14 protein-coding genes are annotated in these 11,621 nt (G+C 59.2%); 5 read left to right on the top strand and 9 right to left on the bottom strand.

Annotated elements, in window-relative coordinates:
• Positions 1-142: 142 nt before the first annotated feature.
• A complete protein-coding gene (locus EI969_RS17795; RefSeq protein ID WP_160388943.1) occupies positions 143-712 on the bottom strand; it encodes an elongation factor P in 570 nt (189 codons plus the stop codon).
• 48 nt (positions 713-760) lie between these two features.
• Positions 761-1,903, bottom strand: a complete 1,143-nt coding sequence (gene earP / locus EI969_RS17790; protein ID WP_160388942.1) for an elongation factor P maturation arginine rhamnosyltransferase EarP — start codon at positions 1,901-1,903, stop codon at positions 761-763.
• A gap of 124 nt (positions 1,904-2,027) precedes the next feature.
• Between earP and EI969_RS17785 the strand changes: the two genes are divergently transcribed.
• Positions 2,028-2,438 (top strand): hypothetical protein, encoded by a 411-nt coding sequence (locus EI969_RS17785; protein ID WP_160388941.1) that lies wholly within the window; start codon positions 2,028-2,030, stop codon positions 2,436-2,438.
• A gap of 2 nt (positions 2,439-2,440) precedes the next feature.
• Positions 2,441-2,923 (top strand): GreA/GreB family elongation factor, encoded by a 483-nt coding sequence (locus EI969_RS17780; RefSeq protein WP_160388940.1) that lies wholly within the window; start codon positions 2,441-2,443, stop codon positions 2,921-2,923.
• Positions 2,924-2,939: 16 nt separating this feature from the next.
• On the opposite strand, the gene cysB is transcribed toward EI969_RS17780, so the two are convergent.
• The 5 genes from cysB to EI969_RS17755 all read right to left on the bottom strand — a co-directional run bounded on the left by cysB (position 2,940) and on the right by EI969_RS17755 (position 6,895).
• Positions 2,940-3,914, bottom strand: a complete 975-nt coding sequence (gene cysB / locus EI969_RS17775; RefSeq protein ID WP_015094029.1) for an HTH-type transcriptional regulator CysB — start codon at positions 3,912-3,914, stop codon at positions 2,940-2,942.
• Between the two features lie 113 nt (positions 3,915-4,027).
• Positions 4,028-4,531, bottom strand: a complete 504-nt coding sequence (locus tag EI969_RS17770; protein WP_160388939.1) for a universal stress protein — start codon at positions 4,529-4,531, stop codon at positions 4,028-4,030.
• A 95-nt stretch (positions 4,532-4,626) separates the two neighbouring features.
• Complete coding sequence (locus tag EI969_RS17765) at positions 4,627-5,532, bottom strand: 5'-nucleotidase (RefSeq protein WP_150717542.1); 906 nt, start codon at positions 5,530-5,532, stop codon at positions 4,627-4,629.
• 26 nt (positions 5,533-5,558) lie between these two features.
• Positions 5,559-6,512, bottom strand: coding sequence for a putative 2-dehydropantoate 2-reductase (locus tag EI969_RS17760; RefSeq protein ID WP_160388938.1), 954 nt, complete (start codon positions 6,510-6,512; stop codon positions 5,559-5,561).
• Positions 6,509-6,895 carry a co-chaperone YbbN gene (locus EI969_RS17755; protein WP_160388937.1) on the bottom strand — a complete coding sequence of 129 codons (387 nt, stop codon included), beginning with the start codon at positions 6,893-6,895 and terminating at the stop codon, positions 6,509-6,511. Before EI969_RS17755 ends, EI969_RS17760 begins: the two co-directional genes overlap by 4 nt.
• On the opposite strand from EI969_RS17755, the gene EI969_RS17750 reads away from it, so the two are divergent.
• Positions 6,894-7,337: a PilZ domain-containing protein gene (locus EI969_RS17750; protein ID WP_160388936.1), complete on the top strand. Its 444-nt coding sequence runs from the start codon at positions 6,894-6,896 to the stop codon at positions 7,335-7,337. The two genes, EI969_RS17755 and EI969_RS17750, sit on opposite strands and share 2 nt — an antisense overlap.
• A 187-nt stretch (positions 7,338-7,524) precedes the next feature.
• Positions 7,525-8,601, top strand: a complete 1,077-nt coding sequence (locus EI969_RS17745) for a 3-deoxy-7-phosphoheptulonate synthase (protein ID WP_160388935.1) — start codon at positions 7,525-7,527, stop codon at positions 8,599-8,601.
• 84 nt (positions 8,602-8,685) lie between these two features.
• Here the strand turns inward: EI969_RS17745 and EI969_RS17740 are convergent, their stop codons facing one another.
• Positions 8,686-8,973: a GNAT family N-acetyltransferase gene (locus EI969_RS17740; protein WP_007973562.1), complete on the bottom strand. Its 288-nt coding sequence runs from the start codon at positions 8,971-8,973 to the stop codon at positions 8,686-8,688.
• 640 nt (positions 8,974-9,613) lie between these two features.
• Between EI969_RS17740 and oprI the strand changes: the two genes are divergently transcribed.
• Entirely contained in the window at positions 9,614-9,865 is a 252-nt protein-coding gene (gene oprI / locus EI969_RS17735; protein ID WP_003199355.1) for an outer membrane lipoprotei OprI, read from the top strand.
• A 123-nt stretch (positions 9,866-9,988) separates the two neighbouring features.
• On the opposite strand, the gene EI969_RS17730 is transcribed toward oprI, so the two are convergent.
• Positions 9,989-10,963: a L,D-transpeptidase family protein gene (locus EI969_RS17730; RefSeq protein WP_160388934.1), complete on the bottom strand. Its 975-nt coding sequence runs from the start codon at positions 10,961-10,963 to the stop codon at positions 9,989-9,991.
• Positions 10,964-11,621 lie beyond the last annotated feature (658 nt).

Below are 11,621 nucleotides of genomic sequence, written 5' to 3'. Positions count from 1 at the left end.
GCTGGCGATGGCGTCTTCAAGATCGCCATCGCCAGCAAGCCGGCTCCTACAGGTTTTGCGGCGTTTTCCCAACCAGTGTATTTCTGACAGACACAAAAAAGCCCGACTCGATGGTCGGGCTTTTTCATTACTCAAGCAGTGCTTATTTGGCACGGCCTTTGTAGGAACCGCCTTCGCGGGTATCGATCTCGATCATGTCGCCGATTTCGATGAAGTCAGCAACCGACAGTTCGGTACCGTTCTTCAGTTTGGCAGGCTTCATCACCTTGCCGGAAGTGTCACCGCGAGCGGAACCTTCGGTGTAGTCAACCTGACGCACGATAGTGGTCGGCAGCTCTACGGAAACCAGACGTTCTTCGAAGAAGATCGCTTCGCAAACGTCGGTCATGCCTTCTTCAACGAAAGGCAGAACACTTTCGATGTCTTCGGCGTTCAGCTCGTACATGGTGTAGTCGGTGGTGTCCATGAACGTGTAGGTGTCGCCGCTGATGAAGGACAGGGTCGCTTCTTTGCGGTCGAGGATTACGTCGTCCAGTTTGTCATCGGCGCTGTAAACGATCTCGGTCTTGTAACCGGTCAGCAGGTTCTTCAGCTTGGTCTTCATGATCGCGCTGTTACGACCGGACTTGGTGAATTCAGCTTTCTGAACCAGCCAAGGATCGTTTTCGAGACGAATCACGGTCCCGGGTTTCAGTTCTTTACCAGTTTTCATTGCGAATATCCGAATTTGGATGGGATTTACAAAAATCTAGGCCGCGTATCATATCCAATTTCCATAAAACTGTACCAGCGCCGTGGCAAGATCGGCCTGCAAGGCCTGTTCCAGACACCACGTCTCGGCGTGTTTTTCCAGCTCTGGCCAGTGTTTACGGGTGAATTGCCAGTGGTCGGCCATTTTTTCGCCGGCGTTCCAGGCCCGCCAAAGACCGCTGATCGCCTCCCGCGCGGGCTCGGAAAGTCCCTTTACATAGAGTTCGAGGAAGGCTTCGAGCTTGTCCAGATGGATGTCTTCTTCCTGCCGGTAGATGTGCCAGAGGAATGGCCGGCCAGCCCATTGAGCGCGCACGAAGGAGTCTTCGCCGCGTACGGCGTTGAAATCGCAGCACCACAGCAAGCCGTCGTACTGGTCCTGGCGGACGAATGGCAGCACCTGCACGGTCAGGGCATCACGCACATGCACGGCGCCGGCCGCCAGCCCCTCCACACCGAGCCATCGTTCGACATCACCGAGAATCCGCCCTTCCGGCACCAGAAGATGAGTGGCCGTCGAATCGCCGGCCATCGCATCGAGCCAACTGGCCAGCGCGGTGTTTTCGTAGGCAAACAATGAGATCAACTGCGCGCCGGGGGCACGATCAATCCCCAGTCCTTGCAGGAATTCCGTTTGAGCTTGTGGGTCTTGCTGGAATTGCCGACGCCGTTCCAGCAACCCGCTTTCACGCAGCAACCCGCCCGTGCCCTTCTGGAACCCCGGGAAGAAAAAGAACTTCTGTACGTTTTTGTACTTCACCGAGGGCAAGCCGTGGCAGCCGATCACCCAGTCCTCGGCACTCAGGTAGTCGAGGTTCATCCATAGCGGCGTCTTTTCCCGTTCGACCATGGCGTCCATATAGGCGCTCGGCAATTGGCAGGCAAATGCGGCGATCACCACATCGGCGGCTTCGGTCGGCTGCCACTCGGCTGGCCACTGACGCACTTCGACGCCCTGCTGCCACTGCTGCAGGGCGTGGGTGTCGATTTGCGGACAAATACGCTCGAAGGCGCGCAAATCATCGACCCATAGACGCACTGCCAGCCCATGCTCGGCCACCAGCTGCCGGGCCAGGCGCCAGGTCACGCCGATGTCGCCGAAATTGTCGACCACAGTGCAAAAAATATCCCAGCGGGTTTTCAGTTCAGGCATTCCAGGCTCCCGTTGGCAAAGGCGCCGATTGTCCGCATAAATTACCCCGTGCAGAAGAGCCGACGGCGATTATTCTTCATGCGACAATCCCCCCTCGCCAGTGACCTTTCGCCAGGAGGCAAGCATGCCCCACCGCCCCACGCCGCGCCGCTCCTTCCCGATCAGCCTCAACGCCCTGCAACTGACCGGCAGCATCGCCCTGGGCATGTGGCTGGGTTTCATTGCCATCGCGCTGACCTGCTGGCTCGCTTCGCGCCTGCTGTTCAACGAACAACTGGCACCCGTGGCGACAGCCGTGGAGCAATTGGCCAAACCTCCCGCGGTGGCTCAACCCGTGCCGGACATCCCGCCACAGAGCCCGCTGTTCGAACAATACGAAGAGAACCTGCGCAAGAACGAGCAACAGCAACGGCTCGATCAGGCGCGCAGCAGCAGTCGCAACCTGGCCAACCCGAACTGTCAGTTCTGGCTGCAACAGGACCGCACTGCACCCAGCGAAAAAAGCCGCGCCAATGTCCTGCAATTCTGCGATTGATCATGAATAAGCACAGCATCCACCAACTGATTCTCGACAAGCTGCGGATCGATCTCGACATCGCCGAACGGGCTGCGCAAACCGCTTACGAAACGGCGACCCACGAAGAAAACATCGCCGAGAACAAGTACGACACCCTGGGGCTCGAAGCTTCGTATCTCGCCGCCGGGCAAGCCAGAAGAGTCGAGGAGATTCGTCAGTCACTGGCCCTCTGCCAGAATCTCACCCTGCGCCCCTATGACGATCAGCGGGGCATCGAAGTGGGTGCACTGCTCGGGCTCGAGGACGAAAAGGGTCGCGAGCAATGGCTGTTTCTCGCCCCCGATGCCGCCGGACTGAAGGTCGACCTGGTGGGGCAACTGATTACCGTCATTACCCCGCGCTCACCGCTGGGCAAAAGCCTGCTGGGCAAGTTCGAGGGCGATGAGGTGGAAATTACGGTGGCGGGCGCTCGGCAACAGTTCGCTGTCACCGAGGTCGTCTGAGAGGAATGAAACGCTATCAGTGAACGGGCAGTTCGACGCCTTCGAACAGCTCTTCCAGTTCCTGCTTGTTATGGCATTGAATGGCCTTGGCCATGACTTCACGGGTCAGGTGCGGCGCGAATTTTTCGATGAAATCGCACATGAAACCACGCAGGAAGGTGCCGCGACGGAAGCCGATCTTGGTCACGCTGGACTCGAACAACTCACTGGCATCGAGCACGACCAGGTCGCTGTCGAGCTTGGTGTCGACGGCCATTTTCGCCACGATGCCCACGCCCAGCCCCAGGCGAACATAGGTCTTGATCACGTCGGCGTCGGCGGCGGTGAACACCACTTTCGGAGTCAGGCCACGATGGCTGAACGCTTCATCGAGTTTCGAACGGCCGGTAAAACCGAACACGTACGTCACGATCGGGTACTCGGCCAGCGCTTCGAGGGTCAGTTTCGACAGCTTGGTCAGCGGGTGGCCCTGAGGCACGACCACGCAGCGGTTCCAGCGGTAACACGGCATCATCACCAGATCGCCGAACAACTCCAGCGCTTCGGTGGCGATGGCGAAATCCACGGTGCCGTCGGCGGCCATTTCGGCGATTTGCATCGGCGAACCCTGGTGCATGTGCAGGGCAACGTCCGGGTATTGCTTGATGAAATTGCTGATCACCGGCGGCAGCGCATAACGCGCCTGGGTGTGAGTGGTGGCGATCGACAGGGTGCCTTTCTTCTCGTTGGAGAACTCCTGGGCGATCTGCTTGATGCTTTCGACCTTGCGCAGAATCTCGCCGGCGGTGGTGATGATACGTTCACCGGCCGGGGTGACCCGGGTCAGATGCTTGCCGCTGCGGGCAAAAACCTCGACGCCCAGTTCGTCTTCGAGCAGGCGGATCTGCTTGCTGATGCCGGGTTGAGAGGTGTAAAGGCTTTGGGCTGTAGCGGAAACGTTGAGGTCGTGGTGCGCCACTTCCCAGATGTAGCGCAATTGTTGAAGCTTCATATGAATCCCTCAAAGCAGGTAGACGCCACGGGCATCAGCGACGATATATAACTATATTAATGGCATGAAGAATAAATCTAGAACTTTTTTATCAGATTGCCACTATTCGTGTTCTAGCGATCCCCTTGACGACGACGTTGCACCAGCGGCACCAGGTAGACCGGCACCTTGGACAGTTGCAACACACGGGCGGCGGTACGCCCCAGCGGCGTTTCCGCACCAGCACCATGGCTGTGACTACCTACGATCAATAAATCCACGGAGAGTTTCTGAGCCTGGTCCAGAATCACCTGCGACGGATCGCCCTGCAGCACCCGTACTGCCTGAATCCGCTCCAGGTCGTGCTCCCCCTCTTCCCCCAGCTCCTCACGAAAACTGTCGAGCACCCGCTGCTCGATACTGGCAATCACCGTATTGAGACCCTGGCTGTGAAACTCGTTCAGCGCCTGTTCATCGAGATAGCTTTGCAGCACCGATTCGGCAAACAACCCCATGGGCTCAACCGCATGCACGACATACAAACTGGCATTGAACGACCGGGCCAGCTCCAGGGCATGCTGCATCACCACGGGCGCGTACAGGCCAAGGTCAGTGGCGTACAGCATCGAACGAATCATATGACCTCCTCGACTGCCAACATGGCGGAGATTTGATTCAGCTTAGCAGTGCCTTGGCGACTACGACGTCCGGCGCAACACATTGAACGGCGGGCTTAAACCTTTTGCTCGTTGCTTATGCCATGGGGCACATGACCGGTGGCGACGACTTCACGGGCCAACTCGCAGTGGCCGGCCTGGTCGTCGAAAAACACATCGGCCGCGAAGGCTTCGAGAAAGGCGGACTTGGTCAGGCCGCCGAGGAACAGCGACTCATCGAGACGGATGTCCCACTCGCGCAACGTGCGGATGACCCGCTCATGGGCCGGCGCCGACCGCGCCGTAACCAGCGCGGTGCGGATCGGACAGGCGTCCTCCGGGAATTCACGCTGCAACAGATTGAGGGCGGCGAGAAAGCCCTTGAACGGCCCGCCACGCAACGGCTCGCGGGCGGCCTCGCGCTCGCTGGCCTGGAACGCTTCCAGACCACCGGCCTGATAGATGCGCTCCGACTCATCGGAAAACAGCACCGCGTCGCCGTCGAAGGCAATGCGCAGCTCGTCGCTGGCCGCACGGCTGGCGCCGCCCGACAAAATGGTCGCCGCGGCGAACCCGGCGTCCAGGGCACTGCGTACGTCTTCGGCGTGAGTGGAAAGAAACAGGTCGCAGCCGAAGGCCTTGAGGTAGGGATACGGACTGCGCCCGCCGACAAATGCCGCACGGGAAATCGCCAGTCCGTAGTGGTCGATCGAGTTGAATACCCGCAGCCCGGTGTCGGCGCTGTTGCGCGACACCAGAATCACCTCGACCCGGGCGCGGCCGAGGCTGTTGTTGAGGTTCAAGAGTTTTTGCACCAACGGAAAGGCATCGCCGGGCTCGAGGATTTCGTCTTCGTGTTCGATCTGATACTGCCGGTAGGCTTCGACGCCGCTCGCCAGATAGACCTTGTGGCTTTCGCTCAGATCGAACAGCGCGCGCGAAGAAATCGCCAGTACCAGCTTGTCGTCAATTGCCTTTGGCATGCCCTTCCCCCCTCAGGTCGGTCGACTCAGGTGTTGCGTCGATCAATGAAACTCAAGCTGCGATACAAGGCCTCGATACGCGGCATTTCACATCCCGCAGCCCTCGCTGCCGCCAGCGGCCGGGCGTAGATCGCCGCCAGTTCCAGCGGCCGCTTGTGCAGGAAATCGTGGTACATGCTCGGCCAGTAGTCGGGCATCTTCTCGGTGACCATGAACAAGTGCTCGGCATACCCCGCCGGTACATCGTGCCCGCACGCGACTGCGCCTTGCACCACTTCAGCCATCAGCGCCTTGACCAGTTCGCGACTGTCGGCATCCGCCATCAGCGGCGTGGTGCTCGCTCCCAACAACACCGAGAGGCCGTTGTAAGGGATATTCCAGACCAGTTTTTGCCAACGCGCCTGATGCAGATTCGCCATGGCCTGGGAATCGAGGCCGGCGCTGCGGAACAGGCCGACGCCTTCTTCGACTATCGCCATGCGTGCCGGCCCATCGGCGGGCCCACTGTGATAGCCGACATGCACCGCGCCCAGCGCCTGATGAGTGATGACACCCGGCGCCTCGCGATGGACGCAGATGTAGCAGAGCCCGCCGAGCACATGCAGCGAATCGGGGAGCAACTCGCGCAGGCTGTCTTCGACGTCCAGGCCATTTTGCAACAACAGTACCTTGGCGTTCGGTGCCGCTGCTTTCAGGATCGAGGGCGCCAGGCCTGGGTTGCTGGTGGTTTTCGCGCCCACCAGCAGCCAGTCGCAGGGCGGCATGTCTTCAGCGTTCGAATAGGCCTGCACCGGGTTCAACGTCAGTGCGCCGTGGGGCGCGCTATCGACCCGCAACCCGTGTTCGGCCACTGCCGAGAATTCGCTGCGCAGCAGAAAATGCACATCAAAACCGGCACGCGCCAGCATCACCCCGTAGAAACCGCCGATTGCGCCGGTCCCGATGATGCCGATCGTCGGCCTGGCAACTGTCCCCATCATGGCAACTCCTCTGCTGTTCGACTCAGCGCCTGGCGCACGGCCCGATTGAGCTCGGTGCCGGTCAGGCGCGATTTCAGTGCTCCGAAGAATTCGCCGTCGCGAACCACAAACAGCGCCGGCAAGTGAAAGACCTGATAACGCTCGACCACCCCGCCGTTGTTGCCGGCATCGATCCAGCACAGTCGGTCGACTGCCAGGTCGAGTGCCGGCAATTGCTCGCGGGCAAAGCGGCAGCCGGAGCAGCCGACACTGGTGAAAATGACCAGCGAAACACCGCTCATCGCCAGCAGCCGTTGGTCGGCGTCAAAATCGGTCAGTTCCAATTCGACCACTATACTGGGTGAAACAATGTCAGATGGCCGACACATGGAGTCTGTGTTCATGGGACGATTCATTCCTCACCCTGACGATGTGCCCGTCGAATTGAAGTTACTGAAACCCGAGTGTATTTCGCGACGACAGCTGCACACTATCAGTCTCGGGGGCATGGCTTGCAATTATCACCGCGCGTGGCGCCACGGCACGGCCCTGGAAGTACGCATGCCAACCGTGAACCCGGACATGCGCTATCTGGGCTATGTCGCCTGGTGCCTGCGGCGCAAACGCGGTTACCTGGTGGGCATCGCCTTCGTTGACGAGCAAACGCTGTTCAGCGCCCGAATGGGTGAGCAGGTGTGTCAGATCGAACGCTACTGCCGCCTGCATGACGCCCACGACGACTTGCAGGGTATCCAGGCCCTGGCCCTCGAGTGGGTCCAGGAGCATGCCGACGAGTTCTCTCACGAATCGGTGCGCAAGGCTTTTGCGCAGCCTGTGCCGGAATAGGCGCATTCATGATCGGTTTGCCCCCCGCGGCAGGGAAACTGACTGCGAAAGCCCACCAAACCGGCGTCTGCCCATTGTCGAGCCACGGTGTAACGCGCTAAGGTTCGGCTCCCCGACGCGCTTAATTTGCTGTGCTCCGCCGCGCGGGTTCGCTGGCGGCCGGCACCCGTGACCTGACGAGTAAACGATGGCTGATTTACCGATCAACGACCTAAACGTCGCCTCCAACGAGACGCTGATCACTCCTGATCAGCTCAAGCGCGATATTCCCCTGAGCGATGCCGCACTGCGCACCGTCACCAAGGGCCGCGAAGTCATTCGCAACATTCTGGATGGCACCGACCACCGCCTGTTCGTCGTCATCGGGCCTTGCTCGATCCACGACATCAAGGCCGCCCACGAATATGCCGATCGCCTGAAGGCACTCGCTGCCGAAGTGTCCGATACCCTGTATCTGGTCATGCGCGTGTATTTCGAGAAGCCACGCACCACCGTCGGCTGGAAAGGCTTGATCAACGACCCGTACCTGGACGACTCGTTCAAGATCCAGGATGGCTTGCACATCGGCCGCCAGTTGCTGCTGGACCTGGCTGAAAAAGGCCTGCCGACCGCCACCGAAGCCCTCGACCCGATCTCCCCGCAGTATCTGCAGGACCTGATCAGCTGGTCGGCCATCGGCGCGCGCACCACCGAATCCCAGACTCACCGTGAAATGGCGTCCGGCCTGTCCTCGGCCGTCGGCTTCAAGAACGGTACCGATGGCGGCCTGACCGTGGCGATCAACGCCCTGCAGTCGGTTTCCAGCCCGCACCGGTTCCTGGGCATCAACCAGGAAGGCGGCGTGTCGATCGTGACCACCAAGGGCAATGCCTACGGTCATGTGGTGCTGCGCGGCGGCAACGGCAAGCCGAACTACGATTCGGTCAGCGTTGCGCTCTGCGAGCAGGCGCTGAACAAGGCCAAGATCAAGCCGAACATCATGGTCGATTGCAGCCACGCCAACTCCAACAAGGATCCGGCCCTGCAACCGCTGGTGATGGAGAACGTCGCCAACCAGATCCTCGAAGGCAACCAGTCGATCATCGGCCTGATGGTTGAAAGCCACCTGAACTGGGGCGCCCAGGCAATCCCGAAAGACCTCGCCGACCTGCAATACGGCGTATCGATCACCGACGCCTGCATCGACTGGACCGCGACCGAAAACACCTTGCGCAGCATGCATGCCAAGCTCAAGGATGTGCTGCCTAAACGCGATCGCAACTGATCGCCAAACTGGCCGCACAAAAAGCGCAGACAAAAAAACGCCGGGTAGAACCCGGCGTTTTTTTTGCATTCGTTGTTCTGAAGGTCACTGACTCAGCTTGGCCGCATGCCGCTGGTGACGCTCCATGTAGCGCTCGACGTAGGAGCACGATGGAATGACGGTGTAGCCCATTTCGTCAGCGTACTCCAGCGCCTTCTCGGTCAAGGCTGCCGCAATACCGCGACCACGCAATGCGTTGGGCACGAAAGTACGATAGATATCCAGGGTCTGCTTCCCCAGATCCATATAGGTCAGATAGGCACGATGACCGTCCACATTGGTCTCGAACTGATGACCAGCCTGGTCATGGTGGATGGACAACGCCTCGCTCATCACTACTCCTCGCGGGTCTGGAATTCCGACCTCTACCTTACCGATGTTTTTCCGGCGAAGGAACATCTACGCCACCCCGTGCCTGAATGGACACCGAGAAGAGCTGCACCGATCTCGCGCTACCGAGCACGTACAAATAGTAGGCACCATTGACAGAAATGCTCAAGGTGCGCTCGTCATCGTGCAGGTTGGCGGGTGCTGCTCCGGTTCACGCAGGAATGGCTCGACCGAGGGTTACTGCGGGTCGATAGCCTGAACATTGCCGGATGTTGAGACTTAAGACGAGCGCCCGTTGTTAAAGTCACCTGAACATCGAGAAAGATATTGAGAGCTGCTGCGCAAAAGCCGAACAAAAGTGTAGACGAATCCATCTAGGCGGACTTTAGCCAGACCGGGAAAAAGAGCACTGTGCAGCGGGAACTTTTTCTCGCCAGCTCGCTCAGCAACGGGCCTTGCAGCTGGATATTTTTTAAACAGCTCAGTTAAAAGTTGCTCGAAAAAGAATCAACGCCTACAATTTTTTTTGCTTCTTGCTTCACGTCAGTTTTACTTACTACAAGTAATGGGTAGTATGTACGCCGGCTATTTCCTCAATCGGAGGAGATAGCTACTTAATAGAAAGTCCTTGAAGGGGAACACGATGAACAACGTTCTGAAATTCTCTGCTCTGGCTCTGGCCGCAGTTCTGGCTACCGGTTGCAGCAGCGCATCGAAAGAAACCGAAGCACGTCTGACCGCTACTGAAGACGCAGCTGCTCGCTCCCAGGCTCGTGCAGACGAAGCTTACCGTAAAGCTGATGAAGCTCTGGCTGCTGCTCAAAAAGCACAACAGACTGCTGACGAAGCTAACGAGCGTGCTCTGCGCATGCTGGACAAAGCTAGCCGCAAGTAATAGTCCTTCGGGATTGTTATCAAGCCGACCCATTTTTTGGGTCGGCTTTTTTATTGCCCGGTGTTTCTCCAGGCAATAAAAAACCCGTCGACGCGGTCCGCGCCGACGGGTTCCTGACCTGCGTTACTGCAGCGGGTCGATCGGCGTGCTCGACACCATCGGCGCGGCGCCGTTGCCCGGCACAGCGATTTCCACCGGCAGGCCGTCTTCAGCGGCGACCACATCACGCACCACATCCCAGTTCATGCGCAGGTTGTTGGTGATGTCTTCGCGCTTGAGCATCGCATTGATGACCGCGGTGTGCTTGTCGACCACCGACGGGTTGCCCTTGTCATCCAGCGGCGTATGCGCCTCCAGATAGACCTTGCCGCCACTCATGCCGAACTTGTACGGGTCGTTGATGATCCGCACGGACGTACCGACCGGCACCATGCCCGCCATTTCCAGCACGTTGTTGTTGAACATGCGGAAGCAGCCGTGGCTGGTGCGCATGCCGATGCCGAACTTCTTGTTCGAACCGTGGATCAGGTAGCCCGGTGTGCCCAGGGTGAACTTGAAGGGCCCCAGCGGGTTGTCAGGGCCTGCCGGCACGACGTTGGGCAGCGGATCACCGTCTGCCGCGTGCTCGGCCTTGATCGACGCCGGAGGCGTCCAGGTCGGGTTGGGTGTCTTGGCGGTGATGCTGGTATGGGCAATCGGCGAGCCCCAGCCTTCGCGACCGATACCCAGCGGGAACGTGTACACCACGTTCTTGCCTTTGGGGTAGTAGTAGAGGCGGTACTCGGCCAGGTTGATCACGATGCCTTCACGCGGGCCTGGTGGCAGGATGAAGCGGGTCGGCAGAATGATTTCCGTGCCGGCGCCCGGCAACCAGGCATCGACACCCGGGTTGGCCGCGACCATTTCCGTGTAGCCCAGATCGTAGGTAGTACCAAGGTCGGCGAAGGTGTCTTCATACTTGGCCTTGATCACCTGCACCTGGCCGATGATGTCCTCGCCGGGCGGTGGCAGGGGAAGCTCCAATGCTGCGACAGGGCCGGCCACAAAAAGGGCGGCAAGGGTCAGGCAGCGGGTGACGGCAGGAAAGCGCGGCAACATCCGGAAAATCCTTCGCATGATCAACTGAGGGTATAAGAACGCGATTGTACACTGCCGCCCGTTATTTCGGGGAGATGGCCTGTTTGCAGGCGATACAAGGTGTTTGGCGATCCTCGATTTCGCGTGGGATAGAGCGATGGCCTGACTTTTTTGAACGTGTACATATCCGTTTTTGCGGTAATGGCGGCTATTGGTTCTGCCCTTACGGCGGGTCACTTGGAAAAACGGAACGCCGCCCGGCCCCAAGTAACACTCTTGCCCCTTTCGTTTGGTGCCTCGCTTAGGCTCGGCATCCTCTCGAGGGGGCAAGAAGATCAAAAAGCCAAAGCGAGGCGGCCTGCCGGCCGGCCTGATCGCGAGGCTGTACATACCTCCTTGTAGGAGCTGCGGTGCGGCGATCCGACTTGCCGGCGATGGCGCCATCCCAGCCAACCCTGCGGCACCTGACACACCGCCATCGCCGGCAAGCCTGTAGTGGTTCAGTTTTTTTGAACCGCTCTGTAGGAGCATTAAGCCGCTTGCTGCTCAAACAGCGCAGGCGGCAGGTGGTTTGAAGCGGAATGGCAACGGCGATGGTTGTAATGTGAGATGAAGCCCATCACATCCTTCTCCGCTTCGAAATGATTTTGGTAGCCGTTTTCTGGCATCCAATCGTGCT

Origin of the sequence: Pseudomonas sp. PB101, assembly GCF_009764265.1 — a bacterium.
GTDB lineage: Bacteria > Pseudomonadota > Gammaproteobacteria > Pseudomonadales > Pseudomonadaceae > Aquipseudomonas.
The sequence above is the reverse complement of the archived record's forward strand: the minus strand, read 5'-3'. Positions and strand labels throughout refer to the sequence as shown.

Bases quoted from the DNA above. Each gene is read 5' to 3' on its own strand.
- EI969_RS17795 (WP_160388943.1), bottom strand. From the start codon at position 712: ATGAAAACTGGTAAAGAACTGAAACCCGGGACCGTGATTCGTCTCGAA.
- earP (WP_160388942.1), bottom strand. From the start codon at position 1,903: ATGCCTGAACTGAAAACCCGCTGGGATATTTTTTGCACTGTGGTCGAC.
- EI969_RS17785 (WP_160388941.1), top strand. From the start codon at position 2,028: ATGCCCCACCGCCCCACGCCGCGCCGCTCCTTCCCGATCAGCCTCAAC.
- EI969_RS17780 (WP_160388940.1), top strand. From the start codon at position 2,441: ATGAATAAGCACAGCATCCACCAACTGATTCTCGACAAGCTGCGGATC.
- cysB (WP_015094029.1), bottom strand. From the start codon at position 3,914: ATGAAGCTTCAACAATTGCGCTACATCTGGGAAGTGGCGCACCACGAC.
- EI969_RS17770 (WP_160388939.1), bottom strand. From the start codon at position 4,531: ATGATTCGTTCGATGCTGTACGCCACTGACCTTGGCCTGTACGCGCCC.
- EI969_RS17765 (WP_150717542.1), bottom strand. From the start codon at position 5,532: ATGCCAAAGGCAATTGACGACAAGCTGGTACTGGCGATTTCTTCGCGC.
- EI969_RS17760 (WP_160388938.1), bottom strand. From the start codon at position 6,512: ATGATGGGGACAGTTGCCAGGCCGACGATCGGCATCATCGGGACCGGC.
- EI969_RS17750 (WP_160388936.1), top strand. From the start codon at position 6,894: ATGGGACGATTCATTCCTCACCCTGACGATGTGCCCGTCGAATTGAAG.
- EI969_RS17755 (WP_160388937.1), bottom strand. From the start codon at position 6,895: ATGAACACAGACTCCATGTGTCGGCCATCTGACATTGTTTCACCCAGT.
- EI969_RS17745 (WP_160388935.1), top strand. From the start codon at position 7,525: ATGGCTGATTTACCGATCAACGACCTAAACGTCGCCTCCAACGAGACG.
- EI969_RS17740 (WP_007973562.1), bottom strand. From the start codon at position 8,973: ATGAGCGAGGCGTTGTCCATCCACCATGACCAGGCTGGTCATCAGTTC.
- oprI (WP_003199355.1), top strand. From the start codon at position 9,614: ATGAACAACGTTCTGAAATTCTCTGCTCTGGCTCTGGCCGCAGTTCTG.
- EI969_RS17730 (WP_160388934.1), bottom strand. From the start codon at position 10,963: ATGTTGCCGCGCTTTCCTGCCGTCACCCGCTGCCTGACCCTTGCCGCC.